The sequence below is a fragment of the Actinomycetospora endophytica genome (genome assembly GCF_021026375.1).
Classification (GTDB): Bacteria; Actinomycetota; Actinomycetes; order Mycobacteriales; family Pseudonocardiaceae; genus Actinomycetospora; species Actinomycetospora endophytica.
The window spans coordinates 127,876-152,210 of sequence record NZ_JAJNDB010000004.1 but is presented as its reverse complement, the minus strand read 5'-3'; the positions used below and the strand labels follow the sequence as shown (position 1 = coordinate 152,210).

Below are 24,335 nucleotides of genomic sequence, written 5' to 3'. Positions count from 1 at the left end.
CTACTGTTCCGCTCCGTGGAGCTGCTCGCGGGCATGTCGGCCGAGGACCGGCGCCAGGTGCTCGCCAGCGGACGCCGGCGGCGGTTCGCGCCCCGGGAGGTGGTGTTCCACGAGGGCGATCCGGCGGACACGTTCCTGCTGGTCGACGTCGGACGGATGGCGGTGCGCGCCGCGACGCCGCTGGGCGACTCGGTGACGTTCGCGGTGGTCGGTCCGGGCGAGGTCGTCGGGGAGCTCGCCCTGATCGAGAGCGGCGCGCGGCGCAGTGCATCGGTGATCGCGCTGGAGGCCACCGAGGCGTGGTCGTTCACCGCCGAGACGTTCCACCGGCTGCGGCGGACCAACGCCGGCGCCGACGCGTTCGTCCTGCAGACGCTCGCCGCGGACGTCCGGCGCCTGTCCGGCCTGCTCGTGGAGGCGCTGCACCTGCCGGTCGAGACCCGGGTGCTGCGGCGGCTGACCGACCTCGAGCGCCAGTACCGCTCCGGCGCGGCGCCCACCCAGATCCCGCTGACCCAGGACGAGCTGGCCTCGCTCGCCGGAGCCAGCCGCGCGACCGTGAACCGGGTGCTGCGCTCGGTCGCCGCCGACGGCCTGCTCGAACTGCGGCGCGGGCGCATCGTGGTGCTCGATGCGGCCGGGCTGGCCCACCGCGGGTCCGCCGGGTTCTAGCCCAGCAGGCCGGTCAGCCCCTTCACGGCGAGGAACAGACCGGCGACCGCGCACACGCCCACCACGAGCCGACCGCTGTGCCGGGTGCCCCACGCGTGCAGCGCGTCGGTCAGCTCCCGGGTCCGGGCCGGGTTCACCGAGGCCGCGACCAGGGCGGCGAGGGGCACCGCGAACCGCAGCACGTTGTAGATCAGGACCTGCACGACGCCGTTCGGCCCGCTCGGCTCGGTCTGCAGGATCGCGACGAGGCCCGCGATGTAGAACAGGCCCGGGAGGTTGGTCAGCCCGCCCGCCGCCCCGGCGACCAGCGTCGAGGGCCGGCGCAACCGGGCGCCGAGCGCTCCCCCGAGCGGGTCCCGCGAGCTCGTCGGGTCGCCCGCGAAACGGCCCGCGGCACGTCCCGCCGCGTAGCCCAGCGCGACGACGCCGAGCACGAGGTCGATCACCATGCGCGTCGTGCCGGCGTCCCGGCTCGGCGCGCTCTCGTGGAAGCCCGCCACCACCGCGATCCCGACCGCCAGGCTCACGAAAAGGCCGGCGAGGGTGTAGGCGAGGAGCAGCCGCGCCGGCCTCGGGGCGAGCAGCAGGCCGTAGATCACGGCCAACGGGGTCGCGCGGAAGGCGCTGATGACGCCGAGCAGCGCGGCCTCCGTGCTCATCCCGGCCTCCCGGCGATCCTCGGTGACGACGACCCGGGCGAGGCCGGAATCCGTCGATCATCGTCTCGTCCGGCGATAAGGTAGCGACCCGGCACACCGCTCGGGGGTTCTGGTGGGGGCTCTCGAGAGGGGTGCAGTGGTGACTTCCGCAGCGGACCCGGCGCCACGGCGCGGCGGCACGGGGTCGATCGTGGTGCTGCTCGTCGGCGGCGCGGCCGCGGTGATCCTGGCGACCGGGGTGCGGGCGGTGGGGTGGCTGATCGCCCCCGTCATGCTCGCGCTCGTCGTCGTGATCACGGTGCGGCCCGTCCACGGCTGGCTGCACCGACGCGGGCTCCCCCGCTGGGCGGCCGGCCTGGTGCTGCTGGTGCTGGTCTACGCGGTGATCGTCGTGCTGGCGGGCGGGATCGTCGCGTCGGTGGCGCGCCTGATCACCCTGCTCCCGGGGTATCGCGCGGAGGCCTACGAGCTGCTGGGCTCGGTGTTCGCCCTGCTGCGCGAGCACGGCATCGGGCCGGTACCGCTCGCCGAGATCGCCGCCTCGCTCGACCTCGGGCGCGTCGCGGGCGTGCTGGCGACCGTGCTGGGCGGGGTCGTCGGGCTCACCGGGAACGTGGTGTTCCTGCTGTCGGTGATGCTGTTCCTGACCATCGAGTCCGGCGGCTTCCGCGCCAAGCTCGCGGTCCTCGCCGAGGCGCGGCCGGCCACCGCGGCCGCCCTGGAGGCGTTCGCCGTCAACACCCGGCGCTTCCTCGTCGTCACGACGATCTTCGGTCTGCTCACCGCGGTCGTGGACACCGTCGCCCTGCTGGCCCTCGGGATACCGCTGGCCCTGCTGTGGGGCGTGCTGGCGTTCATCACCAACTACATCCCGTACGTCGGGTTCTTCATCGGGATCGTCCCGCCGGCGGTGCTGGCCCTGCTCGAGGGCGGCTGGACGCGGTTCGTGCTCGTGGTCGTCATCTACGTCGTCGTCAACTTCGTGCTCTGCTCGTTGGTGCAGCCCCGCTACATCGGCGACGCGGTCGGGCTCTCGCTGACGGTGGTGTTCCTGTCGCTCGGGTTCTGGGCGTGGATGCTCGGGCCGCTCGGCGCGGTGCTGGCGGTGCCGTTGACGCTGCTGGTCAAGGCGCTGCTGGTCGACGCGCATCCGAGGGTGTCGTGGGTGTCGTCGATGCTCGCCGCCCGGGCGGTTCCGCCGGCCGCCGCGAGCGGGCAGGGTGAGCAGGCGTGACCCGCCCGCTGTCCCAGGCCGTGCCCGCGGGCTGCTCGGTCTACGTGGTGACCGTCGGCGCCGACGGGCGGGCCCACGTCGCGCCGACGACCGCCGTCGTCGGGCACGGCGGCATCGTCGAGATCGCCGACGTCGGGCGCCGCACCCGGGCGAACCTGACGGCCGGCAGCGCGGTCACCGTCGTCTGGTCCACCGGCGACCCCGACGACCACACGCTGATCGTCGACGGCCCGGGGATCCCCGACGACGACGGGTGCCTCGTCCGGCCCGAACGGGCCGTCCTGCACCGGCGCGGTCCGGGCAACGACCACGACGTGGCGGGCGGGGGCGCGTGCGGGGCCGACTGCGTCGAACTCGCGATCGGATGACCCCGGGCCGTCACCCGAAGCGATGAACGCGCGCCCCACCCCGTGACCGGAGCACGGCCGCCGGTGTTGTCGACACGTCATCCAACGGTCGTCCGCGCCTGATCCGGGCGGCCGAGCTCCCCCCAGGAAGGACCCGCCACTCATGGCGACCCTGCGCAAGACCGTCCTCGCCACGGCGATGATCTCGACCGGCCTGGTCTCCACCGCCGGCATGGCCATGGCCACCGAGCACGGCGGCGACGGCGGCCACGGGAAGACGGTCCAGGAGGGGCTGGTCAACGTCAGCGGTTTCGCCCCCAACACCACCGGCGACCTGTGCGGCAACGACGTCCCGGTCAACGCCGCGGGCGTCCAGGTGCCGCTGCAGGACCTCGGGCTGAACCTGCCGATCCTCTCGAAGGCCGGCGACTCACACGGCGGCGGCGGCAACTCGAGCGCGAACACCGGCAGCTGCAGCAACCCGATCGCCGCCCACAACTGAGCGGTCCCGCGGGGGTCGGCGCTTGCCTAGCGGAACCCTGTTCCGTATCTTTTTCGGAACAAGGTTCCGCTAGATACGCCCGAGAGAGGCGACACCGCCATGTCGCACACCCCCGCCCCCAGCTTCGGGATCGCCACCGCCCCGCAGCAGGTCGACTACCCCGACCTCCAGCGGGTCTGGCGGGAGGCCGACACCGTCCCGGAGATCGAGCACGCCTGGCTGTTCGACCACCTGCTGCCGATCTTCGGCGCCCCGGACGGCCCCATCTTCGAGGGCTGGACGCTGCTCTCGGCCCTCGCCGCGCAGACCCGGCGGCTGCGGGTCGGCGTCCTCGTGACCAGCAACCGCTTCCGGCCGCCGGCCGTGCTCGCCAAGATCGCCACGACCGTCGACATCGTGTCCGACGGGCGGCTCGACCTCGGGATCGGCGTCGGCTCCCGCCCCAGCCACCCGATCGCCCGCCGCGAGTACGAGGCGCACGGTCTCCCCTACCTCGACACCGCGGACGCCGTGGCCGGCCTCGCCGAGGCGTGCACGGTGATCAAGCGCCTCTGGACCGAGGACGAGCCCTTCGACTTCGCCGGCTCCCAGGTGCAGCTCTCGGGCGCGTTCGGGAACCCCAAGCCGGTCCAGCGCCCGCACCCGCCGATCATGATCGGCGGCCGCGCGGCCGCGACGCTGCGGATCGTCGCCGAGCACGCCGACCTGTGGAACATCCCCGGCGGGGACATCGACGACGTCGTCGCCCGCAGCGCGATGCTGGACCGCTACTGCGCCGAGATCGGACGCGACCCGGCCGCGATCACCCGCTCGATCCACCTGGGTGTCTCCTACGAGGACCCCGGCTCCACGCGCAAGGCGATCGCCGAGGCCCTCGACGGCGGCTTCACCCACGTCGTCCTCGGGCTTCCCGCACCGTGGCCCGCCGACGTCGCGCGCTGGGTCGCCGACGAGGTCATCGCCCCGTCGCGCTGAGACGGGAATCCGGCCCGACCGGGCTAGACTCCACCCCCGTCGGTGGGTGGGGGTCCGATGGTCGACGTGCCGCACGAGGGTCGGACGTCGTTCGTGCCCGCCGGGCCGTCGCTCGTCTGCGCGGAGCTCATCGGGCGCGACGCCGAGGCCGCCGTCCTGCGCCGTCGGCTCGCGGCGACCGCGGCAGGCACGGGCGGGGTGGTCGTCCTCGTCGGGGACGCCGGAGCAGGGAAGTCCCGGCTGGTCCGCGAGGCAACAACGGCCGCGCGGGACGTGGGCGCGACGGTGCTGTCCGGCCGGGCCGTGCCCGGTGCCCACCCGGTCGCCTACCGGCCGCTCGCCGAGGCGCTGCTCGCGGCGTCGCGCACCGGCGTCGCTCTCGACTCCCCCGAGCTCGCGGGCTTCCACGGTCATCTGGGGCGGCTGGTGCCCGCCTGGCACACCGCGTCCACCGGCCTCGACGACTCGCCGGTCCTGCTCGGCGAGGGCGTGGCGCGGCTGCTCACCGTGCTCGGCCGGGATCGGGGCTGCCTGCTCGTCCTCGAGGACCTGCACTGGTCCGACCCGGAGACCCTCGACGCCGTGGACCATCTCGCCGACGCGCTGCACGACTCCCCCGTGCTGTGTCTCGCCACCGCCCGGCCCGACGGTGCCGCGTCCGGCCTCGTCGAGCGGCTCACCCGGCGGGACCCGGACTCGACGATCCCGGTGTCCGCCCTGCCACCCGACGACGTCGACCGGATGGTGTCCGCCTGCCTGCACACGGTCGCGGCACCGTCGGGGCTGGAGGCTTTCGTCCGCACCCACAGCGAGGGCATCCCGTTCCTCGTCGAGGAGCTCCTCGCGGGGCTCGTCGCCTCGGGCACCCTCGCGTTCGACGACGGCCGCTGGTCCAGCAGCGGCGAGCTGGTCCCGACCGTGCCCGGGAGCCTGCGCGAGTCGATCCGGCGGCGGCTGGCCGCGCTCGACCCGACGACGCGGCGGGTGGTCGACGCCGCCGCGTTGCTGGGACGGCGCTTCGACTGGCAGCTGCTGCCGGGGATCGCCGAGGTCGACGGCCGCGACGTGGTCGACGGGCTGCGGGCCGCGCTCGCCGAGCAGCTCATCGAGGTCGAGGGCACCGGGTTCGCCTTCCGCCACGCCCTGACCCGCGAGGCGGTGCTCGCCGAGGTCCTCCCGCCCGACCGGATGCACCTGTCCCGACGGGCCTGGCCCGCGATCGAGCGGGCGCATCCCGGCCTGTCCGGCGCCGTCTGCGAGCAGGCGGCCGAGCTCGCCGAGGCCGCGGGCGCCCCGGAGGAGGCCGCCGACCGCCTCGTCGAGAGCGCCCGGCGCGCGCTGAGCTCCGGCGCCCTGGTCACCGCGGAGGCGACGGCCCGGCGCGCCCGCCGGCTCGCGCCGGACGACAGTCCGGTGGCGCTGGCCGCCGACGAGATGCTGCTCCATGTCCTGGTGGCTGCCGGGAAGCCCGGCGATGCGCTCGCCGTCGGGCACGAGCTGGCGGGTCTGCTCGCCGACGATCCCGACCGGCGGGCCGACCTCCTCGTCGTGCTCACGCGGGCCGCGCTCGCCGCGGGCGACACCGCGGCCGCCGTCGCGCAGGTCGACGCCGCCCGGACCGCCTCCGCCGGCGACCTCGACGAGGCGCTCGGAGCCCGGATCGACGCGGTGGCCGCCCACGTCGCGCTGGACGACGACCGGCCGGGCGACGCCGCCGCCCTGGCCCGCGCCGCGGTCGACGCGGCGGCCGACACCGCCCAGCCCGCCGTCGAGTGCGAGGCCCTCGAGGTGCTGGGGCGGGTGGCCGCCGCCCGGGGGCCCGACGCCGCGATCCCCTGGCTGCAGCGGGCCTCCGACGTGGCCGAGCGCCACGGGCTGGCGGACCGGCACCTGCGGGCCCGGCAGGAGATCGCGCTGGCCCGGTGGGGACGCGGCGAGCTCGCGCCGCTGCGGGAAACCCGCGATCTGGCCCAGCGGTACGGCGCGCTGATCACCACGGCGGTGATGGACCTCAGCCTCGCCGACGTCGCGCTGTCGAACTTCGACCGCGAGGGGGCCCTGACCGCCGCCCGCTCCTGCGCCGCGGCGAGCGAGCGGTACGGGCTCGCCACCGGGCCGGTCGCCCACCTCTGGCTCGCCGGCGCGTATGCACTCGCCGGTGACGACGCGGCCATGCAGGCGTCCGTCGACGACGCCCTGGCCCGCGATCCGCACGACCCCCGCATCCTCGGCGATCTCTACGGCCGGGTGCTGGCGACGCGGGCGTTCGTGGCCGACGACCTGGACGCCCTGCCCGGGGTGCTCGACACGATGATGGAGCACGTCCGTGTCGCCCCGCCCCGGAAGTCGATCTACCCCGGCCGGGCGCTGTGGGTGACGGTGCACGCGATCTCCGACGACGACCTCGGTGCCGCGGCCCGCGCCGAGTTCGCCGAGACGGCCCCGGCGCTCGGGGTGCCGCTGTTCACGCAGGCCCTCGACGTCGTCGAGGCGATCGCCCGGGGCCGGCGGGGCGACGCCGACGGGGCCGCCGCGCTGATGGCCCCCGCGCACGCCGGCCTCCGGACCGCCCCGCTGGGCTCCGGCCTCGTCCACGCCCAACAGCTCCTCGTCGCGCGGGCCGCCGCCCGCGACGGCTGGGGCGAGCCGGCCACGTGGCTGCGGGAGTGCGAGGCGTTCTTCACCGCGAGCGGCCACGAGCGCACCGCGCGACGCTGCCGGGCGCTGCTCGGTGCCACCGGGGCGCCGGTGCCGCGCCGCGGTCCCGGGACGTCGGACGTCCCCGTCGGGTTGCGGGCGCTCGGGGTCACCGGGCGGGAGCTCGACGTGCTGCGCCTGGTCGCGCAGGGCCGGTCGACCCGGGAGATCGGGGCGTCGCTGCAGCTCTCGACGAAGACCGTCGAGCGCCACCTGAGCAGCCTGTTCGACCGGACCGGGGTCCGGAACCGCGGGGCCCTGGGGGACCTCGCCCGGACCCACGGCGTCGTGGATGGGTGACGGCCCGGTGTTGATTGGGGGTGCCCGGCCCGATCCGCCCGGCGCCCGCCGGACCCACGCTCGTCACATGCAGACATCGGTCCACGAGATCGCCGAGGGCGTCCATCGCCTCTCGACGTGTGTCCCCGAGGCCGCTCCCGGCGGCCTGACCTTCAACCAGTACCTGATCGACGCCGACGAGCCTCTGCTCTTCCACCTCGGTCCCCGGCGGATGTTCCCGCTGGTCGCGGAGGCGGTCGGGAAGGTCCTGCCGATCGAGCGGCTGCGGTGGCTCTCCTTCGGCCACGTCGAGTCCGACGAGTGCGGCGCCATGAACTCCTGGCTCGACGCCGTGCCCGGTGCGGAGGTGGTGTTCAACGAGCTCGGGTGCCAGGTCTCGGTCGCCGACCTGGCCGACCGGCCGCCGCGGAACATGATCGACGACGGGACCTACGAGCTGGGCGGGCACCACATGCGGGCCCTGCTGACCCCGCACGTGCCACACGGGTGGGACGCGCAGGTGCTCTTCGACGAGACCACCCGCACCCTGTTCTGCGGCGACCTGTTCACCCAGCTCGGCGACGGGCCCGCCATGGTCCACGACGCCGACCTGATCGGGCCGGCGATGGCGACCGAGGACATGTTCGGGGCGACCGCCCTGACCGCCTCGACCGCGCCGACGCTGCGCCGCCTGGCCGACCTCGAGCCCCGCACCCTCGCGCTCATGCACGGTCCGGCGTTCGCCGGTGACTGCGCGGGCGCGCTGCGCGATCTCGCCGACGCCTACGAGGCCCGGCTGGCCGTCGGGAGCGCGGTGTGAGCGCGCGGGAGGACGATCCCGTCGTGACGCGGGTCGGGGAGCTCCGGCCGCTCGAGCGCCCGGAGACCGTGGAGCTCGCCCGCGCCGAGACCTCCCGGATGGTGGCCCTGCTCCGCGACCTGCGGCCCCCGGAATGGGGGCTCGGAACGGACTGCTCCGAGTGGGACGTGCGGGCGCTGGCCGGCCACGTCCTCGGCATGACCGAGACGTTCACGGGCCTGCCGGTCATGGCCCGGACGATGATCGGCGCAGGCCGCGCCCAGCAGCGCGGGACGACGTTCATCGACACCCTGACGGCCCGCCAGGTGCGGGCGAACGCGTCGCTCACGACCGGCGAGCTGATCAGCCGGATGGGCGCGGCCGGACCGTCCCAGGCACGGTGGCGCGGGAGCAGGCGGCTGCTGCGCCGGATGCCGCTGCCCAACGAGCTGCACGACGGCACCACCGAGACCTGGCGGTTCGCGTTCCTCCTCGACGTGATCCTCACCCGCGACACCTGGATGCACCGCGTCGACGTCGCGACGGCGACGGGACGGCCGCTCGAGCTCACGTCCGACCACGACGGCCGCATCGTCGCCGACGTCGTCGCGGAATGGGCCCGGCGGCACGGGCAGCCGTTCCGGCTGCACCTGACCGGGCCGGCCGGCGGCGAGTTCACCCACGGCGACGACGGGCCGGAGCTCACCCTCGACGCCGTCGGGTTCTGCCGGACCCTCGCGGGCCGGCTGCCGGGTGAGGGCCTGCTCGCCCAGGAGGTCCCGTTCTGATCTCGGGGGCCGATCCGTCGGCCACGGACGCTGGTCCGGCGACCCCCGACGTGGCAGCGTGACCTCCCATGGAGATCGGTCCCGTCCGCCGGCGCTTCACCGCCGAGCCGGCCGGCTCGCCCGTACCCGGCGAGGCCGAGTCGGTGCACGAGCCGTCGGCTCTCGAGCGCGAGCCCGTCGCCGCCGAACAGGACGCGATCCCGACGACGAGCGGGCGGTCCGACCACCCGTGACCGTCCCGGCTCGCGACGGGGCCGCCGACACCACGGCCGCGGGCGTCCCGGACGTCCCCGACGCCGTCCTGGGCTGGCGGACGTGGCGGGTGGGCCGACGGGCGCAGCGGCGCACCGAACTGATCGCGCCGCTCGCGGGCACCCCGTGGCCCGCCGCCCGGCCGTTGATCGCCTCGTGCGGGTCGCGCAGCCACACCCCGCCCGGCGACACCTGCCCGTGCGGGCTCTACGCCGTGGCCGACCCGGCGGTCCTCGAGTGGGGGCCGTCCGACCACGAGGTGCTCGGCGTGGTCGCCCTGTGGGGACAGGTCGTCGAGGGCACCCGCGGGTGGCGCGCCTCGCGCGGGTACCCGCGGCTCCTCGTCACCGGGCCAGGGATCGCCGCCGAGCAGCGGGCCGCGCTGGCCCGCCGCTACGGCGTCGCGGTGCACCGGTCCGACGTGCCGCCGCGCGCCCTCGCCGCGCTCCTCGGCGCCGACCGCGCGCTGGCCGACACCCTCCGCCTCGGCCGGGACGTGGAGGCCGAGGCACTGCTGGCCGCCCACATGCCCGCATGGGTCGGACGGTGGGAGGCGCGGCGGCTCGGGCAGGACGCCGCGCGACCGCCACGCCTCGCGAGCCTCGGGCGCGTGTGGCGCCGCCGGTGACGGTCATCTGATGCGGGTGATGCGCCTGTGGCCCGCACCGGCCGACGGTGGTCGCTCCCGCACCCACCGGAGGCCCCCATGTCCTCGACCCAGTCGGATCGGCCCGTCAACACCCGCCTGCTCCTGAGCGGTGCCGTGCTCACCGGCGTCGGCGGCACGCTCGCCGCGGCCGGGCTCGCGTGCGTGAGCGCGGCGGTGATCGGCGCCGGTCGGCGGTGGCAGCAGCGCACCGAGATGACGCCGGCCCAGCTGGCCCGGCACGCCTACGGCGCCGCCCAGACCGCGAGGTCGGCGGGCCTGGGCGCCTGGCGCGACCCGCTGCCCGCCGGAGCGGCACCGTCGATCCCGCGGCAGACCTCGACCGACGGTGCCGGGGTGCCGGTGTCCTGACGGGCGCGCGACGGCCCCGGGTCCGCGCATCGCGGGCCCGGGTCCGGCGCCCGGGGTCAGACGGCCCGTACCCGCGGATACCCGCTGGTCAGCGCCCAGATCACGGCGCAGTCGACCAGGATCACGACGATCGACCACAACGGGTAGGCCGCGATGAACGCCAGGTTCGCGATCGCGCTGAGCAGCGCGAGCACGACCCCGACGACCCGGGCCCAGGCCGCGCCGGCCATCACCCCGAACCCCGCGGCGAGCACGACGATGCCGAGGATCAGGTGGAACCAGCCCCAGCCGGTGTAGGACAGCGACACCACGAGCCCGCGGCTGCCGACCAGGTAGTAGTCGGGGCGGAAGAGGGCCACCAGGCCCTCGATGATCTGGAAGGCGCCGAGCAGGATCATCATGATCCCGGCGAACGAGATCCAGCCGCTCTTCCGGTCGTCCGGGTCGTCACTGCCGTAGTGCTGCGGCTCCATGATGTAGGCCGCCTGTGCCCCCATGGCGGGCGTACGTCCGGTCTCGGTCACGTCGGTCTCCTCGGCGCTCGGCGGCAGGGTGCGCCGCGTTCGACCCCGCCCGGACGGCGGGGCCGCGGCCAAGTCTTGGCCGACCGCTGCCCGGTCGCGTCACCCGCGGCGGATGACTGGAGGCCCGGCTCATCCGCAATGGACGATGCGGGTCCGGCGGGCGCCTCGGACGCTGATCGGCATGACGACCTCGAGGGCCGCCGCGGGTGTCGCGACCGGCGGCGTGCTCGGCACGAGCTGTGTCTCGACCTTCGTGGTCAACGCCAACACCTCGGCGGTGAGCATCCTGCTCCCGTCGATCTCGATCGACCTCGACGCCTCGCTCGACCTGCTCCAGTGGGCGGTGACGGGGTACCTGCTGGTGGGCGCCGCCGTCATCGTCACCTCGGGGGCACTCGGTGACGTGTTCGGCCGCCGGAAGCTGTTCGTCTGGGGCCTGGTGCTCTTCATCGCCTCGTGCGTGCTGATCGCGCTCGCCACGACGGGCGGGATGGTCGTGGCGGGCCGGATCATCCAGGGCGCGGCGGGCGCGACGATCCTCGCGTCCGGCCTGAGCCTGCTCTCGGTCGCGATGACCGGAGCGGCCCAGATGCGCGCGGTGGCGCTGTGGGGCGCGGCGTCCGCGGCGGGCGCCGCCGCCGGGCCGCTGGTCGGTGGGGTGCTGAACGACGCCACCGGGTGGCAGGGGCTGTTCTGGATCGACGCGGCGATCGCCCTGGTCTGCGTCCCGTGGGCGCTGCGCACGGTGCCGGAGTCCCGGGACCCCGACCGGCCGCGCTCCATCGACCTCGCCGGGACGGTCCTGGTCGCGGCCGTCCTCGCCCCGTTCGTCTTCGCGATGACCACCGGCTCGAAGCTGGGCTGGCTCTCGGTCCCGACGATCACCTGCCTGGTGGTGTCCGTCCTCGCCGCGGTCGGCTTCGTGGCCGTCGAGCGCCGCGTCGCCGCCCCGCTGGTGGATCTGCGGCTGCTGCGCAACGGGCTGCTCGTGGGCTCGACCGCCGCGATCCTCATCGGGGCGGGCGCCATCGCGGGAGTGGGGTTCCTGCTGAGCCTGTACTTCCAGGACCCGGCGGTGTTCGGGATGAGCAGCCTGCAGGCCGGACTCGCCACCCTGCCGGTGGCGGCGCTCGTCATCGCGGTCGCCCCGGCGGTCACCCCGCTGGCGTCCCGCTTCGGGGCGCGTCCCGTCATCCTCGCGGGCTTCGTGCTGCTCACCGCGGGCTTCGTCCTGCTCGCCCTGGTCAGCCCGTCCTGGTCGTACCCGGCGTTCCTGCCCGCGCTGATCGCGATCGCGCTCGGGCTGGGGCTGTCCAACGGCCCGGCGTCGTCGATCGCGACGGCGTCGGTGACGGTGGACCAGGTGGGCGCCGCGTCGGGCATCTCGAACATGGCCCGTTACGTCGGCGGCGCGGTGATGACGGCGGTCGTCGCCGGCATCTACGCCTCGACGAACGTGGGTCTGCAGGCCACCGGGGGCGCCGCCGCCGACGCCCTCGCCGCGGGGCTGTCCCACGCGTCGATCGCCCTCGCGATCTTCTCCGCGGCCGGGATCGCCCTCGCCGTCCTCGCCCGGCGGCGCCCGCCGAAGCCGGACGCCGTCGACTACGCGGCCGCCGCGGCCTCGACCGCGCACACGCTGCCGGTCGCGGCCCGGGCCTGAAGGTCCACGACTCATCCCGGGCAGGTGATGTCCGCCGCCCCCGCCCCGGGTGAGAGTCCATCGGACGGCGACGCCCGGAGCGCCGCGCACGCACGGATCACGAGGAGTGACGACCGATGGCGACACTGAGTGCGGTGAAGTTCCCGAGCCCGTCGGGGGCCGACGCGGCCCTGCAGATCCTGGAGAAGCTGCAGCGCGAGGGCTCGATCACCGTGCACGACGGGGCGATCGTCTCCTGGCCCGACGGCGCGAAGAAGCCCAAGACCCGCCAGCTGCACCACCTGGCCGGGGCGGGTGCGCTCGGCGGCGGTTTCTGGGGGCTGCTGTTCGGCCTCATCTTCTTCGTCCCGATCCTCGGCCTGCTCGTGGGCGCGGCCGTGGGCGCCGCGACCGCGTCGATGGCCGACGCGGGCATCGACGACGACTTCATCAAGGAGGTGCGCGAGAAGGTCACCCCCGGCACGTCGGCCCTGTTCGCGCTGACCTCCGACGGGGTGCCGGACAAGATCGCCGAGGCCTTCAAGGGTGTCGAGGGCGAGGTGCTGCACACCAACCTGTCCGCCGACCAGGAGAAGCAGCTCCGCGAGGTGTTCGACGAGGCCCACGCGGTCTGAGGCCCGTACCACCCCGGGGCGCAGGATCGTGACCACCGACGTCGCACCGAAGCAGGCCGCCGACGGGCCCGCCGACCCGATGACCGTGCTGCGGTCGAGGAAGTACCTGGGGATGCTGGCGCTCGCCGCGGTGCTCGGCGTGCCGATCTCGGCGATCGCCTACTGGTTCCTCGCCCTGGTCAGCGCGATGCAGCGGTGGACGTTCACCTCGATCCCGGCCGGTCTCGGGTTCGCCACCCCGCCGTTGTGGTGGCCGCTGATCCCGCTCGGGGTGGCCGGCGTGGTCGTCGGCCTCGTCGTCCGGTATGTCCCCGGGCGCGGCGGCGAATCGCCGGTCGACGGCTTCCACGCCGGCGGCTACCCGGGGACGACCGAGCTGGGCGGGATCGCGCTCGCGGCCGTCGCCGCCATCGGGCTCGGCGTCGTCGTCGGCCCGGAGGCGCCGCTGATCGCGCTGGGCGGGGGGCTGGCGGTGCTCGCCGTCCGCCTCGCCCGGCGCGGCGCCGTGCCCGCGAGCGTGGCGTCGGTGGTCGCGGCCACCGGCAGCTTCGCCGCCGTCAGCACCCTCTTCGGGTCCCCGCTGGCCGGCGCCTTCCTCATGATGGAGGCCTCCGGGCTCGGCGGCGCGACGGCGACGATGGTGCTCGTGCCCGGGCTCCTGGGCGCCGGGATCGGGTCCCTGGTCTTCCTCGGGCTCGACTCCTGGACCGGGCACGGCACCTTCTCCCTGGCCGTCTCGAACCTGCCCGCCGTCGGGACGCCGACGATCGCGTCGTTCGGCTGGGCGGTGGCCGCCGGGGTCGCCTCGGCGCTGCTCTGCTGGGCGATCCGCGCGGTCGCGCTGCGGATCCGTCCGGTGGTGGCCCGCCGGGCGGTGCTGCTCACGCCCGTCGTCGGGCTGGTGATCGCGGCGCTCGCCATCGGCTACGCGGCGCTGACCGGGCACTCGGTCAGCGAGGTGCTGTTCTCCGGACAGGACGCCCTGGCCCCGCTGCTGCGGGACCCGGCCGTCTACGGCGTCGGGGCGCTGCTCCTGCTCATCGTGGCCAAGGGCCTCTCCTACGCGGGTGCCCTGGCCGCCTTCCGCGGCGGGCCGACGTTCCCGGCGATGTTCATCGGGGCGGTCGGGGGCACCGCCCTGGCCCACCTGCCCGGGATCGACGCGCTCTCCGGCGCGGCGATCGGGATGGGCGCCATGACCGTCGGGATGCTGCGGCTGCCGATGACCTCGGTGCTGCTCGCCACGCTCTTCCTGGGCAGCACCGGTCTCGCGGTGATCCCGCTGGTGATCGTCGGGGTGGTGGTGTCCTACGTGCTCACGCTGCGGCTGCCCGACCCGGCGCCGCCGTCGACCTGAATCATCCCGCCGGGGTGAGCCGCGCCGCGGCGGCGGGGACGACCCTCGCAGGTGCGCCGGGCGTGGCGGGGACGAGGCCCGGCAGCGGTCCGGGAGAGGACACCACGATGCTCGACGACGACGAACGCACGGTGCTCGAGGAGACCGCGCGGGACCTGGCCCGCGACGATCCCCAGCTGGTGCGGCGGATGCAGCGGGGCTGGGGACGAGGAGACGGACGCGGGCGGCGGGTCGCCGTCACGGTGGTGATGGTCGTCCTGGTCGTCGGGCTGCTGTGGCTGGAGCTCCCCGGGCAGGCCCTGCTCGTGGTGATGGTGGGGATCGGGTTCCTGCTCGCCTTCGGGTGGCAGCCGTCCCGGTGGGTCCCGGCCGTCCTGCGCCCGGACGAGGACGAGCCCGGGACCTGACGACAGGCCGCGGGCCCGAGAGAGAGGCGAGGAGATGCTGCTCTTCATCTACGTCCGGCACATCCGGCGCTTCGCGCACGACGTCCCGTGGGTGCACCTGGGCGTGGCGCTGGTCGGGAACCTCGCGTTCGTCATCGGGAGCCTGTTCTTCCTGAGCCCGGCGCTGACCCGGGCGGGCACGTGGCTGTTCGTGGTGGCCTCGTGGGGACTGCTCGTCGGGGTGATCGGCGAGATCCTCGTCCGGTACGAGGTGAAGAAGCGGGCGACCGTCGTGGCGGCGGCCCTCCGCCAGGATCCGGCCTGAGGGCCGCACGCTCGAGGAGGCGGTCCGATGTCGGGGTACCGGTACGAGCTGCGGGTGGCCGGACGACTCTCGGACCGGGCCCGCGGGGCGTTCCCGACGATGACGGTGGACATCGCGCCCACCGAGACGGTGATCTCCGGGGAGGCCGTCGACGAGGCCGACCTGCACGGCCTGCTCGCGCTGTGCCGTTCCCTCGGGCTCGAGGTGACCTCGTTCCACCGGGTCGTCGCCGACCCGGTGGACCCGACGACGCGCGAGGCGCCGCCGTCGTGAGGTGACTCCTCAGCCGAGGATGCGGCGCTTCTGGGCCTCGAACTCGGCCTCGGACAGGACGCCCTGGGCCTTGAGGTCCCCGAGGTCCTTGAGCTGGGCGATCACGTCGTCGCCCCCTGCGGCCGGCGGCGGGGCGGACGGCATCTGCTGCTCGTCCTCCCGGGCCCAACGGCCCGCCTGGCGGCGGGAGACGCGGTTGGAGACGGCGGTCGCGGTGCCGGCGACGACGGCGGTGCGGGCGATCCCGCGGAGCAGACCGGGCATGGTCGGAAGGTCCTCTCTCTCGTGTGGTCCGGTCAGGCCGGCATCTCGGCGGCGGTGATCGCGTCGAGGAGGAGGTCGTGGGGGATCCTGCCCCCGGCCACGACCTGGGCCCCGCTGCGCCGCAGCGCCCCGACGAGCGGCGCGGCCCAGGTGTTCTCGTAGACCACGAGCACCGCCGCCCGGCCCGGCTCGAGGACCCGGCCCGCCTCGTCCAGGTCGTCGCGGTCGACCAGCCCCGACCCGGCGCCCTCGAAGACGGTCAGGTCGAGTCCCTCCTCCGCGTCGACCTCGTCGATCGTCAGGCCGGCCACCGTCCCGTCGAGCTCCCGGCGCACGAAGGCCAGGTCGAGGACGCGGATGGTCCCCGCCTCGACGAGGTCGACCAGCATCGGCAGGCTCTCGCCGGTCATCCGCTCGGTCGCGAACTCCATCACCAGGTAGTCGACCGGACCCATCTCCGGGGCGTCGTCCGTCATCGTCTCGTTCCTCCGGCTCGTCGGGTGTCCCGCTGCCCGACCGAGGTGCCGGGTGTCGGCGATGCTCGTGCGCCCCGGCCGCGGGCACGTCACCCCGCGCGGATGAATCGGCCCTCCTCAGGGCTCGCGCTCCTCGTCGGGCGTCGGGGTCCGGCCGGAGAAGTTCGAGACCAGCCGCGCGACGAGGGTGACCAGGAAGATCTGACCGAGGAGGGCCTCCAGGACGGCGACCGCGCGCCCGGCGTCGTGGCCGGCGGTGAAGTCGCCGTACCCGAGGGTGGTGAGCGTGGTGAAGCTGAAGTACTGCACCGTCGCGGGGTCCGCGAGCTGGCCGCCGGCGAAGAACGGCTGCGGGTCCAGCCGCGACATCGCCGTGAAGATCTCGGCGAACATCAGCCCGATCAGCAGGTAGGCGCTCAGTGCCCCGGCGATCGTCTGCAGCGTGACGACGGGGTGGCGCAGGATGTGCCGGACGACGAGGACGACGGTGGCGCCGAGCACCAGCGCGAGCCACATCGACGCCACCCCGCGGACGATGTTCCCGCCGCCCACGACGAGCGCGACCACGGTCACGAGCGACCCGATGGTCAGCGCGGCCCGCAGGGCCCACACCCGGCTGCCCGCGAGCCGCGCCGCCTGGATCGCGAGGACCAGCGCGCCCGCGTAGAGCAGCACCGTGAGCACGCTGACCAGGGTGCTCGCCGCCAGCGCGGTCCCCAGGTAGCCGGCCACCAGCATGGCGAGCACAACCCCGTAGTGCCCGTCGTCGGACGGCCCGGGCCAGCGGCGCAGGCGGCTCATCCCCCGCGGGCCACGACGGCGGTCACGACAGCGCCCGGTGCTGGCCGGGCGCCCCCGCCGTCGCCTCGTCGACGGTCGTCGCCTCCGGGTCGGGATCGAGGTCGGGGTCCGGCTCCGGCTCCGGCTCCGGGGCGGAGATCGCCGGGTCCTCCGCGTCGGTGCGCAGCAGCGCGTCGGCCCAGCGGGCCTGCGGGTCGATGTCGACGAGCAGCGCCTTGGCCAGCAGGGTCAGCGGGATCGCCAGCAGGGCTCCCAGGGCACCGAGCACCCAGGCCCAGAACAGCAGCGTCACGAACGTGACGGTGGCCGAGAGGCCGACCGAGTTGCCGATGAAGCGGGGCTGGATCAGCGACTGGATCACCAGGTTCAGGACGCAGTAGACGACCACCACGATGACGAGCAGCTGCCAACCCCCGGTCAGCAGCGCGAGCAGCGCGGGGGGCACCAGGCCGAAGATGAACCCGATGTTCGGGATGTAGTTGGTGATGAACGCGAGGACCGCCCACAGCACCGCGAGCGGCACCCCGAGGATCCCCAGCGCGATGCCGTCGAGCACGGCGACGATGAAGCCGAACACCGTGGTCACCACGAGGTAGTTACGGGTACCGCTCGCGAAGCTCTCGAGGGCGCTGACGATGTGCGGACGCTCGGCCGCGATGCTCTCCAGGCGCTTGCCGAAGGTGGCCGCGTCGGCGATGAAGAACAGCAGCAGCGCGAGGATCAGGACGATGACGGTCGCGGTCCCGGAGACCCCGGACACGATGCCCCCGACGGCGCCGGCCACCGAGCTGAGGCTGACCGACTGCGTGGCCTGTTGGATCTGGGTCGGCCCGATGCCGAACCCGGCGAGCGTGTGCTGCACCGACGCGATGAGGGCGTCGAACTGGGCCGAGTACTGCGGCAGCGTCGTCGCCAGCTGACCGACCGAGACCGCCAGGATCAGCGCCAGCGCGAGCAGACCGACGTAGACGACCAGCAGCAGCGCGAGGCTGGCGGCCCAGATCGGCCAGCCCCGGGCCCGCAGCCACCGCTGCACCGGGTGGGCGGCGATGACGATGATGAGCGCCAGGAACACGGGTCCGATCAGCCACGCCGTCGCCATCATCCCCGCGACCGTGATCACGGAGGCCGCGGCCCCGAAGAGCAGGATCAGGGCACGGGGCATCCCGCCCCGGGCGGTCGGCATGGTCGGCCGACGGGAGGTCCCGTTGCCCGACGGCGTCACGACGGCCGGTCGGGGGCCCTCGGCGGACGCGGCGGATTCCAGCGGTGCGGTCACCGGGGAAGCGTGCGGGGCCCCGGGACCGGACGCCTCACTCGTGGAGGATGAATCGCCCCCGGCACTCACCCGGTCAGCAGGTCGTACAGGCCGACGCCGAGGAGGTAGAGGCCGACCAGCACGAACACCACGACGACGATGTTCTTCTTGTGGGACTGGACCAGGGCGGTGAGCCGGGCCGCGCTGTCGCGCGTCGTCTCCGGGTGGAAGGTCCAGGACGCCAGCGCGGCGAGCGGGATCGCGAACCAGAACAGGTTGTACAGCGCGACCTGGAGCAGACCCCCGACGAGGCCGGGCCGGCTCGCCACGATCGCGGCGAGGGCACCGAGGTAGAAGACCCCGGGCAGGTGGGTCGCCACCCCGGCCACCGCGGCGTGGCGGACGGTGGGCTGGCTGAGCCGGCGCCGGAGCGCTTCCCGCGCCGGGCGCTGCGGCGCGGGCCGGTCCGGCGGTGTCCGCAGTCCGTACCAGACGGCCGCCCCGAGCGCGAGGACACCGAGCACGACGTCGGCGATGTCGCGGCCGGTGGTGGTCACGGGCGCCGGGGGCGGGGTGATGTGGACGACCGCCACCGCGGCCACCCCCACGGACAGGCTCAGGGCCAGCCCGGCGACGAGGTAGGCGACCAGCAGCGGCGTCGGCGACCGCGCACTGAGGAACGCGTAGACCGCGGCCACCGACGTCGGGCGCACGACGCTGGCCAGGCCCAGGACGAGGACGTCCACACTCACGGGCGCGCACGCTTCCCGACCGGGAGGGGCCCGGTCATCACCCCGTGAGGACGGTGTCTCCCGGTGTCCGCGCGCCGACGGACGGCCACTCATCCGCTCCGGGTGATGCCCGGGGCCGCCGGGCGTCCGGACTGTGGTGACGACTGTGTCCGGACTCGAGGAGGTGGATCACGCTGGATCGGATCCCGCGGGGCAAGGTGACCCCGCCGGAGGTGCCGGTCGACCTGGTCGCGCGCCCGGCCCTCGCGGCCCGGGTTGAGCTGCCCGGTCCCGCGGTGGGCCTCGTCGTCGCCCCGGCCGGGTTCGGCAAGACCCTGCTGCTGGCCGACCACGCGGCGCGCGACCCGGGCACCGCGTGGGTGACCGTGGACCGCAGCGACGACCCCGGACGGCTCTGGACCGCGATCCTCGCCGCGCTGACGCGCTGCCCCGCGCTCCCGCCCGGGAGCGGGCTGCGGGAGCTGACGGCGCCCTACGAGCCGGGCGGGCTGGCGTTCCTCAGCCGGTTCCGCGACGGGCTGGGCACGCGGACCGCCCCGCTCACGCTGGTCCTCGACGACCTCCACGAGCTCGACGACCCCGCCGCCCTCGGCGAGGTGCGGGCGCTGCTCGACCACCGCCCGGAGGGCCTGCGGGTGATCCTGGCGAGCCGCTTCGACCCCCCGGTGGTCCTCTCCCCGCTGCGGGACCGGCAGGAGCTGTGGGAACTGCGGGCGGACCGGCTGGCCTTCACCCGGACCGAGACCGAGGTGCTCGCGCGGCAGGCCGGGCTCGCGCTCCTGACCGAGCAGACCGGCGAGCTGCACCGGCGCACCGGCGGCTGGCCGGCCGGGCTGCGGCTGGCGGTCCAGGCGATGCGCGGCGGGGCCGACCCGTCGACGTTCCTCACCGAGTTCTCCGGGGAGGACCGCGCCGTCGCCGACTACCTGGTCGGCGAGGTCCTGGCCACGCTGCCCGACGACCTCCTGGAGTTCCTCACCCTCGCCAGCATCGGCGACCCGCTGCCGGCGGAGCTCGCGGTGCTGCTCACCGGCCGGACCGACGCGGCGGCGGTGCTCGACCGGGTCGAGCGCGAGACCTCCCTGGTCAGTGGTCTGCTCGTCGACCGCAGGACCGGCGCGCGGGAGTACCGTCTTCTCGAGCTGCTGCGGACCTACCTGGCGGCCGACCTGCACCGGCACCGGCCCACGCTGGCCGCCGAGCTCCACGGGCGGGCCGCTCTCTGGTGGGCCGACCAGGACCAGCCGGCGGCGGCCCTGGAGAACGCCGCGCGGGCCGCGGACGAGGGCATCACCGCGCGGCTGGCCGACCGCTTCGGGCTGCGCCTCGCCCTCGCGGGCGAGCACGCCCCGCTCCGGCGCGCGCTGCCGGTCACCGGTGTGACGGCCGGGCTCTCCGCGACGGTCGGCACCGCGCTCGCCCGGGTCGGCGGCGACGTCGCGGCCCTGCACGAGGCGATCCGGGCGCTGCCGGCGCCCGGCCCGGACGAGGGACCCGCCGTCCGCGCGCTGCGGGCCCTCGGCCGCGGGGTCGACGGCCTGGTGTCCGGATTCGATCCGGACACCGCGATCGGGGAGCTCGAGGGAGCCCTGGAGCTCGCCCGCGACCACGGGTACGACTTCGTCGCGATGCAGGCCCAGGTCGTCCTCGCCGCGGTGGCCGCCGTCCGGGGTGACTTCCGGACGGTGGTCGCCCGCGCCGACGAGGCGGTGTCGACGATGATCGAGCACCGGTGGGAGCCGTCGGCCTGGTCGACGCTCGGTCGCACCCTGCGGGCCTACGCGGCGCTGTACCGCGCCGAGCCCGGACAGGCGCGCGCCGAGGCCACCGAGGCGCTCGAGGCCCTCGACCGGGCACCCGAGCGGGACGACCCACGGCTGCGCCACGCCCTGCGGATCGTGCGCGGCGCGGCGCTCGGCGATCTCGGTGACCGCGCGACCGGGCTCGCGGAGATGCGCCGGGCCCGGACCGAGCTGGAGGGGCTGCCGGTGGTCGCCGACCAGGCGGCCGCGGCGGCGCTGTTCGAGAACCGGGCCGCGCTGCGGCTCGGGGACTCGGTGGGGGCCGCGCAGGCCGCCCGCGAGCTCGCCGACCGGCTCGACGCCCCCGGCGAGGCGGCGCTGATGGCCGCGTGGGCCGAGCTCGGCAGTGGCCACCTCGACGCCGCGAGCCACCGCATCCGGCCGGTGCTGCGCGGGACCGCGACCGCGGTCATGCCCCACACCCTCGTCGAGGCCCACCTCGTGGCGGTGACGCTCGCGGTCCGCGCCGGCGACCCGGAGGCGGGCCGGCGGGCGCTGGGTGCCGCCCTCGCCGCCGCCGAGGACCTCGACCTGCTGCGGCCGTTCGCGCTGGGCGGGCCGGAGGTGGGCGCGCTGCTGGCCGAGCTCCCGCCGCGCCCGGAGCCGGCCGCGACGTTCGCCGCCCGGGCGCTCGACGCCTACCGGCGGATCCAGGACCCGGCCGCGAACCCGCTGCTCAGCGAGCGCGAGCTCGCCGTCCTCGCGCTGCTCCCGTCCCTGATGTCCTCCGACGACATCGCCGCGGCCCTGAGCGTCTCGGTGAGCACCGTGAAGACCCACGTCCGGATGATCTACGCGAAGCTGGCGGTCGCGAACCGCCGGGCCGCGGTCGAGACGGCCCGGACGCGCGGGTTGCTCCCTTCGCACGCAGGCGCTGACCTCTGAGGCCGGGTTGCCCCGCTCGGGGGCTGGACCGCGCCCGGGACGCGGCTAGCGTCGACGTCGTCGGCCGACGGTCCCCCCGGCCCGACATGATCTCCCGGCCCCCCGAGATCGGCGATGTCCGCCCGAGGAGGCCCCCAGTGTCGACGTGCGTCATCCCCGGCCCCGCAGCCGGGGAAGCGACCGTGGCCCCGCGCGTCCCCGACGGCCTCGTCCGCCGGCCCCGGCTCCGGTCGCTGCTCGACGCGAGCACCCGGCGGGCGGCGATCACGCTGCTCCGCGCCGAGCCCGGGCAGGGGCGGACCGTGATGCTCGCCGACTGGGCCCGCACGGCGACGACCGCGTGGCTGTCACTCGACGCGACGATCCGGCGGCCGGACCGGTTCTGGGCCGTGGTCGCCGCGGCCGTGGCCCACAGCGTCCCCCGACTCGCCGCCGACCTCAGCCTGCCGTCCGGGCGGCGGGTCGAGCCGATCACCGCGGGCGGCGTGATCGCCGTGCTCGACCGGCTGCCACACGAGGTCCGCCTCGTCCTCGACGACCTGCACGAGCTGACCGACCCGGCGGTGCTCGACGAGCTCCGCACCCTGATCCGCTACCGCCCGAGCCGGCTGCGCCTGGTCCTCTCGTCGCGGACCGAGCCGCCGCTCCCGCTCGCGCGCCTGCGTGTGCAGGGCGACCTGGTCGACATCGACGGCGACGCGCTCACCTTCACCCGCGAGGAGACGGCGGCGTTCGTGGCCGGGGCAGGGCTGCCCGTCCGGCCCGAGGAGGTCGACCGGCTGCACCACCTCACCGCCGGCTGGGCGACGGCGCTGCGCCTGGCCACCGACACGGCCGCCGGCGGACCGATCGGGCTGGAGGACGTCCTCGCCATGCTCGCCGGGGCGGACGGCCCGGGTGCTGGGCGCCTCGCCCGCGGGCTGCTCGAGCGGCTGCCGGAGGGCGACCGGTCCTTCCTGGCCGCGGTCAGCATCGCCGACCCGGTCCCGACCGACCTCGCCGTCGAGCTCTCCGGCCGCGACGACGCGCCGTCCGTGCTGGCGCGGTTGCGGGTCCTCGGGCTCGTCACCGACGGCCCGGAGCCCGGTCGGCACCACATCCAGCCGCTGGTGCGCCGCCACCTGCGGGCCGACATGGCGCGCCGCCACCCCACCCGCGCCGCCGCGCTGCACGGGCGTGCCGCACGGTGGTTCGCCACGGCCGGCGATCCCGTCCGGGCCCTCGAGCACGCCCGCCAGACCGACGACCGCGACCTCGTCGCCGACCTCGTCCGCGGCTGGGCGATCCCGCTGGTCCTGACCGGGCACCACGGGGACCTGCGCGCCGGGCTCCGCCGGCTCGGGACGGCGGCCGTCGCCCGGGACCGGCGGCTGCGTGCCGCGGGCGAGCTGCTCGCGGCGGCCGGGACCGCGGACGGGGGCGGCATGGGCGACCCGGACGGCGAGATGGCCGGCCTGCGCGCGCTCCGGGACCGTATCCGGGCGATCCGGCCGGGCGACGACGCCGCGGTGGCCGGGCTCGAGCCCGTCCCGGAGGTCCGGGCCGCCGCGGTCGAGGCGATGGTCGCGGCGTGCGAGGGCGCGCGGGTGCTGCTCCTGCGCGGGGACCCCGCAGCGGCCCGCGGCCCGCTGCAGGACGCGCTGGCGACCGCCCGGGCGTGGGGATGGTCGTCTCTCACGATGCGCTGCGCGGCGCTCCTCGCCGCGGCCGACCTGGTGGACTCCGACACCGCGGGCATGGAGCGTCACGCCGCGCTGGCCGTCGACGCCGCGGCCGAGGGCGACCGCCGCAGCGCCGCGGCGGTCTCGGCGCGGGTCGTGCTCGCGTACGCCGCGCTGCTCCGGGCCCGGCCCGACGACGCCCGCCACCACGCGGCCGAGGGCCTGACGGCGGCCGGGGAGACCGCCCATCCGGCGGCGCGGCTGCTCCTGCACACCGTCCACGGCGCCGCCGAGGCCGACGGCGGGCGGCCGGTCGAGGGCCTCGAGGAGGCCCGGCAGGCGCGGGCCGCCTTCTCGGACCGTCCGCTCGCGCGCCGGGAGGCCATCCTGGTCGCGACGCTGGAGCACCAGATGGCCGTCGCCGCGGGGCGACCCGAGCAGGCCCGCGCGGTCCGCCGGTGGATCACCGGCCGGGTCGGGACCACCGGCGACGTGCTCCTCATGGCGGCCCTCGCCGAACCGTCGACGGGGTCCTCGCTGCGCCCGCTCGTGGACGGCTCGGTCCTGACCCTGCTGGCCGAGAGCGAGATCGAGGCCCGGCTGCGCCAGATCGGCGCGGGGCAGGTCGTCGCCGACCCGGCGGGCGCGCGGGCGTCGCTGCGCGGCGCGCTCGACCGGGCCGCGCCCCTCGGCCTCGTGCGCCCGTTCGCCCACTCCCCCGGGCCGGTCCGGCGCCTCATGGCCCACCAGGTCGGCACCTTCGGCGACACCGACGGTTTCGTCCGCCGGGCGCTGGCGGCCGGGCCCTCCGGGCGGCGGGCCGGACCGGTCGACGCCCTCAGCGAGCGGGAGACCGCCGTCCTGCGCCTGCTGCCCTCGCTGGCGACGATGAGCGAGATCGCGGGCGAGCTCGAGGTCTCGGTCAACACGGTGAAGACCCAGGTCGGCGCGATCTACGCCAAGCTCGGGGTCGGCGACCGCCGCGGGGCCGTGGTGGCCGCCTACGACGCCGGCCTGCTCCCGACGCCCGACCACGTCGACCCCTGGTGGGAGCCCACCGGGGTCGGGTGAG

General features: G+C 75.6%; 26 protein-coding genes. 19 read left to right on the top strand and 7 right to left on the bottom strand.

The window, feature by feature from the left end; genetic code table 11:
* Nucleotides 1–15: 15 nt before the first annotated feature.
* Nucleotides 16–672 carry a Crp/Fnr family transcriptional regulator gene (locus tag LQ327_RS18890; protein WP_230736562.1) on the top strand — a complete coding sequence of 219 codons (657 nt, stop codon included), beginning with the start codon at nt 16–18 and terminating at the stop codon, nt 670–672.
* Here the strand turns inward: LQ327_RS18890 and LQ327_RS18885 are convergent.
* Nucleotides 669–1,331, bottom strand: a complete 663-nt coding sequence (locus LQ327_RS18885; protein WP_230736561.1) for a GAP family protein — start codon at nt 1,329–1,331, stop codon at nt 669–671. The genes LQ327_RS18890 and LQ327_RS18885 overlap by 4 nt on opposite strands.
* 139 nt (nt 1,332–1,470) lie before the next feature.
* On the opposite strand from LQ327_RS18885, the gene LQ327_RS18880 reads away from it, so the two are divergent.
* The 10 genes from LQ327_RS18880 (at nt 1,471) to LQ327_RS18835 (ending at nt 10,222) form a co-directional block, all read left to right on the top strand.
* Nucleotides 1,471–2,565, top strand: coding sequence for an AI-2E family transporter (locus LQ327_RS18880; RefSeq protein WP_230736560.1), 1,095 nt, complete (start codon nt 1,471–1,473; stop codon nt 2,563–2,565).
* Nucleotides 2,562–2,933: a hypothetical protein gene (locus LQ327_RS18875; RefSeq protein ID WP_230736559.1), complete on the top strand. Its 372-nt coding sequence runs from the start codon at nt 2,562–2,564 to the stop codon at nt 2,931–2,933. The genes LQ327_RS18880 and LQ327_RS18875 overlap by 4 nt, the downstream gene beginning before the upstream one ends.
* A gap of 142 nt (nt 2,934–3,075) precedes the next feature.
* The gene (locus LQ327_RS18870; protein WP_230736556.1) at nt 3,076–3,414 is read left to right on the top strand and encodes a hypothetical protein; all 339 of its coding nucleotides are present in this window, start codon (nt 3,076–3,078) and stop codon (nt 3,412–3,414) included.
* Nucleotides 3,415–3,513: 99 nt separating this feature from the next.
* Entirely contained in the window at nt 3,514–4,389 is an 876-nt protein-coding gene (locus LQ327_RS18865; RefSeq protein ID WP_230736555.1) for an LLM class flavin-dependent oxidoreductase, read from the top strand.
* 66 nt (nt 4,390–4,455) lie between these two features.
* The gene (locus LQ327_RS18860; RefSeq protein ID WP_230736553.1) at nt 4,456–7,386 is read left to right on the top strand and encodes a helix-turn-helix transcriptional regulator; all 2,931 of its coding nucleotides are present in this window, start codon (nt 4,456–4,458) and stop codon (nt 7,384–7,386) included.
* A gap of 67 nt (nt 7,387–7,453) precedes the next feature.
* Nucleotides 7,454–8,185, top strand: coding sequence for an oxygen-binding di-iron domain-containing protein (locus LQ327_RS18855; RefSeq protein ID WP_230736551.1), 732 nt, complete (start codon nt 7,454–7,456; stop codon nt 8,183–8,185).
* Nucleotides 8,182–8,952 carry a maleylpyruvate isomerase family mycothiol-dependent enzyme gene (locus tag LQ327_RS18850; protein ID WP_230736548.1) on the top strand — a complete coding sequence of 257 codons (771 nt, stop codon included), beginning with the start codon at nt 8,182–8,184 and terminating at the stop codon, nt 8,950–8,952. The genes LQ327_RS18855 and LQ327_RS18850 overlap by 4 nt, the downstream gene beginning before the upstream one ends.
* A 68-nt stretch (nt 8,953–9,020) precedes the next feature.
* Nucleotides 9,021–9,185: a hypothetical protein gene (locus LQ327_RS18845; RefSeq protein ID WP_230736546.1), complete on the top strand. Its 165-nt coding sequence runs from the start codon at nt 9,021–9,023 to the stop codon at nt 9,183–9,185.
* Nucleotides 9,182–9,832, top strand: coding sequence for a hypothetical protein (locus LQ327_RS18840; RefSeq protein WP_230736545.1), 651 nt, complete (start codon nt 9,182–9,184; stop codon nt 9,830–9,832). Before LQ327_RS18845 ends, LQ327_RS18840 begins: the two co-directional genes overlap by 4 nt.
* A 78-nt stretch (nt 9,833–9,910) precedes the next feature.
* Nucleotides 9,911–10,222 (top strand): hypothetical protein, encoded by a 312-nt coding sequence (locus LQ327_RS18835; protein ID WP_230736543.1) that lies wholly within the window; start codon nt 9,911–9,913, stop codon nt 10,220–10,222.
* A 56-nt stretch (nt 10,223–10,278) separates the two neighbouring features.
* On the opposite strand, the gene LQ327_RS18830 is transcribed toward LQ327_RS18835, so the two are convergent.
* Complete coding sequence (locus tag LQ327_RS18830) at nt 10,279–10,746, bottom strand: DUF7144 family membrane protein (RefSeq protein ID WP_230736541.1); 468 nt, start codon at nt 10,744–10,746, stop codon at nt 10,279–10,281.
* A 181-nt stretch (nt 10,747–10,927) separates the two neighbouring features.
* Between LQ327_RS18830 and LQ327_RS18825 the strand changes: the two genes are divergently transcribed.
* The 6 genes from LQ327_RS18825 (at nt 10,928) to LQ327_RS18800 (ending at nt 15,364) form a co-directional block, all read left to right on the top strand.
* Nucleotides 10,928–12,409 (top strand): MFS transporter, encoded by a 1,482-nt coding sequence (locus LQ327_RS18825; protein ID WP_230736539.1) that lies wholly within the window; start codon nt 10,928–10,930, stop codon nt 12,407–12,409.
* A gap of 116 nt (nt 12,410–12,525) precedes the next feature.
* On the top strand, nt 12,526–13,023 hold the full coding sequence (locus LQ327_RS18820; RefSeq protein ID WP_230736537.1) for a DUF1269 domain-containing protein: 498 nt from the start codon (nt 12,526–12,528) through the stop codon (nt 13,021–13,023).
* 28 nt (nt 13,024–13,051) lie between these two features.
* Nucleotides 13,052–14,380, top strand: a complete 1,329-nt coding sequence (locus LQ327_RS18815) for a chloride channel protein (protein ID WP_230736535.1) — start codon at nt 13,052–13,054, stop codon at nt 14,378–14,380.
* Nucleotides 14,381–14,487: 107 nt separating this feature from the next.
* Complete coding sequence (locus tag LQ327_RS18810; RefSeq protein WP_230736534.1) at nt 14,488–14,787, top strand: DUF3040 domain-containing protein; 300 nt, start codon at nt 14,488–14,490, stop codon at nt 14,785–14,787.
* A 34-nt stretch (nt 14,788–14,821) separates the two neighbouring features.
* The gene (locus tag LQ327_RS18805; protein ID WP_230736532.1) at nt 14,822–15,091 is read left to right on the top strand and encodes a YrhK family protein; all 270 of its coding nucleotides are present in this window, start codon (nt 14,822–14,824) and stop codon (nt 15,089–15,091) included.
* A gap of 27 nt (nt 15,092–15,118) precedes the next feature.
* On the top strand, nt 15,119–15,364 hold the full coding sequence (locus LQ327_RS18800) for a DUF8691 family protein (protein WP_230736530.1): 246 nt from the start codon (nt 15,119–15,121) through the stop codon (nt 15,362–15,364).
* A 9-nt stretch (nt 15,365–15,373) separates the two neighbouring features.
* On the opposite strand, the gene LQ327_RS18795 is transcribed toward LQ327_RS18800, so the two are convergent.
* The 5 genes from LQ327_RS18795 to LQ327_RS18775 all read right to left on the bottom strand — a co-directional run bounded on the left by LQ327_RS18795 (nt 15,374) and on the right by LQ327_RS18775 (nt 18,915).
* Nucleotides 15,374–15,628 (bottom strand): SHOCT domain-containing protein, encoded by a 255-nt coding sequence (locus LQ327_RS18795; protein WP_230736528.1) that lies wholly within the window; start codon nt 15,626–15,628, stop codon nt 15,374–15,376.
* Between the two features lie 32 nt (nt 15,629–15,660).
* Nucleotides 15,661–16,104, bottom strand: coding sequence for a DUF6325 family protein (locus LQ327_RS18790; RefSeq protein WP_230736526.1), 444 nt, complete (start codon nt 16,102–16,104; stop codon nt 15,661–15,663).
* Between the two features lie 117 nt (nt 16,105–16,221).
* A complete protein-coding gene (locus LQ327_RS18785) occupies nt 16,222–16,905 on the bottom strand; it encodes a potassium channel family protein (protein WP_230736524.1) in 684 nt (227 codons plus the stop codon).
* 22 nt (nt 16,906–16,927) lie between these two features.
* A complete protein-coding gene (locus tag LQ327_RS18780; protein ID WP_230736522.1) occupies nt 16,928–18,184 on the bottom strand; it encodes an AI-2E family transporter in 1,257 nt (418 codons plus the stop codon).
* 65 nt (nt 18,185–18,249) lie between these two features.
* A complete protein-coding gene (locus LQ327_RS18775) occupies nt 18,250–18,915 on the bottom strand; it encodes a GAP family protein (RefSeq protein WP_230736520.1) in 666 nt (221 codons plus the stop codon).
* Nucleotides 18,916–19,127: 212 nt separating this feature from the next.
* Here LQ327_RS18775 and LQ327_RS34860 point away from each other — a divergent pair, with 212 nt between their 5' ends.
* Complete coding sequence (locus tag LQ327_RS34860) at nt 19,128–21,602, top strand: winged helix-turn-helix domain-containing protein (protein WP_230736518.1); 2,475 nt, start codon at nt 19,128–19,130, stop codon at nt 21,600–21,602.
* Between the two features lie 182 nt (nt 21,603–21,784).
* Nucleotides 21,785–24,334 carry a winged helix-turn-helix domain-containing protein gene (locus tag LQ327_RS34855; RefSeq protein ID WP_230736516.1) on the top strand — a complete coding sequence of 850 codons (2,550 nt, stop codon included), beginning with the start codon at nt 21,785–21,787 and terminating at the stop codon, nt 24,332–24,334.
* The last annotated feature ends 1 nt before the right edge of the window (nt 24,335 follow it).

What these genes read in the sequence shown, in the direction of transcription:
- LQ327_RS18835 (WP_230736543.1), top strand. Translation starts at nt 9,911, where the DNA reads ATGTCCTCGACCCAGTCGGATCGGCCCGTCAACACCCGCCTGCTCCTG.
- LQ327_RS18885 (WP_230736561.1), bottom strand. Translation starts at nt 1,331, where the DNA reads ATGAGCACGGAGGCCGCGCTGCTCGGCGTCATCAGCGCCTTCCGCGCG.
- LQ327_RS18790 (WP_230736526.1), bottom strand. Translation starts at nt 16,104, where the DNA reads ATGACGGACGACGCCCCGGAGATGGGTCCGGTCGACTACCTGGTGATG.
- LQ327_RS18820 (WP_230736537.1), top strand. Translation starts at nt 12,526, where the DNA reads ATGGCGACACTGAGTGCGGTGAAGTTCCCGAGCCCGTCGGGGGCCGAC.
- LQ327_RS18800 (WP_230736530.1), top strand. Translation starts at nt 15,119, where the DNA reads ATGTCGGGGTACCGGTACGAGCTGCGGGTGGCCGGACGACTCTCGGAC.
- LQ327_RS18870 (WP_230736556.1), top strand. Translation starts at nt 3,076, where the DNA reads ATGGCGACCCTGCGCAAGACCGTCCTCGCCACGGCGATGATCTCGACC.
- LQ327_RS18805 (WP_230736532.1), top strand. Translation starts at nt 14,822, where the DNA reads ATGCTGCTCTTCATCTACGTCCGGCACATCCGGCGCTTCGCGCACGAC.
- LQ327_RS18845 (WP_230736546.1), top strand. Translation starts at nt 9,021, where the DNA reads ATGGAGATCGGTCCCGTCCGCCGGCGCTTCACCGCCGAGCCGGCCGGC.
- LQ327_RS18810 (WP_230736534.1), top strand. Translation starts at nt 14,488, where the DNA reads ATGCTCGACGACGACGAACGCACGGTGCTCGAGGAGACCGCGCGGGAC.
- LQ327_RS18795 (WP_230736528.1), bottom strand. Translation starts at nt 15,628, where the DNA reads ATGCCCGGTCTGCTCCGCGGGATCGCCCGCACCGCCGTCGTCGCCGGC.
- LQ327_RS18855 (WP_230736551.1), top strand. Translation starts at nt 7,454, where the DNA reads ATGCAGACATCGGTCCACGAGATCGCCGAGGGCGTCCATCGCCTCTCG.
- LQ327_RS18785 (WP_230736524.1), bottom strand. Translation starts at nt 16,905, where the DNA reads ATGAGCCGCCTGCGCCGCTGGCCCGGGCCGTCCGACGACGGGCACTAC.
- LQ327_RS18825 (WP_230736539.1), top strand. Translation starts at nt 10,928, where the DNA reads ATGACGACCTCGAGGGCCGCCGCGGGTGTCGCGACCGGCGGCGTGCTC.
- LQ327_RS18865 (WP_230736555.1), top strand. Translation starts at nt 3,514, where the DNA reads ATGTCGCACACCCCCGCCCCCAGCTTCGGGATCGCCACCGCCCCGCAG.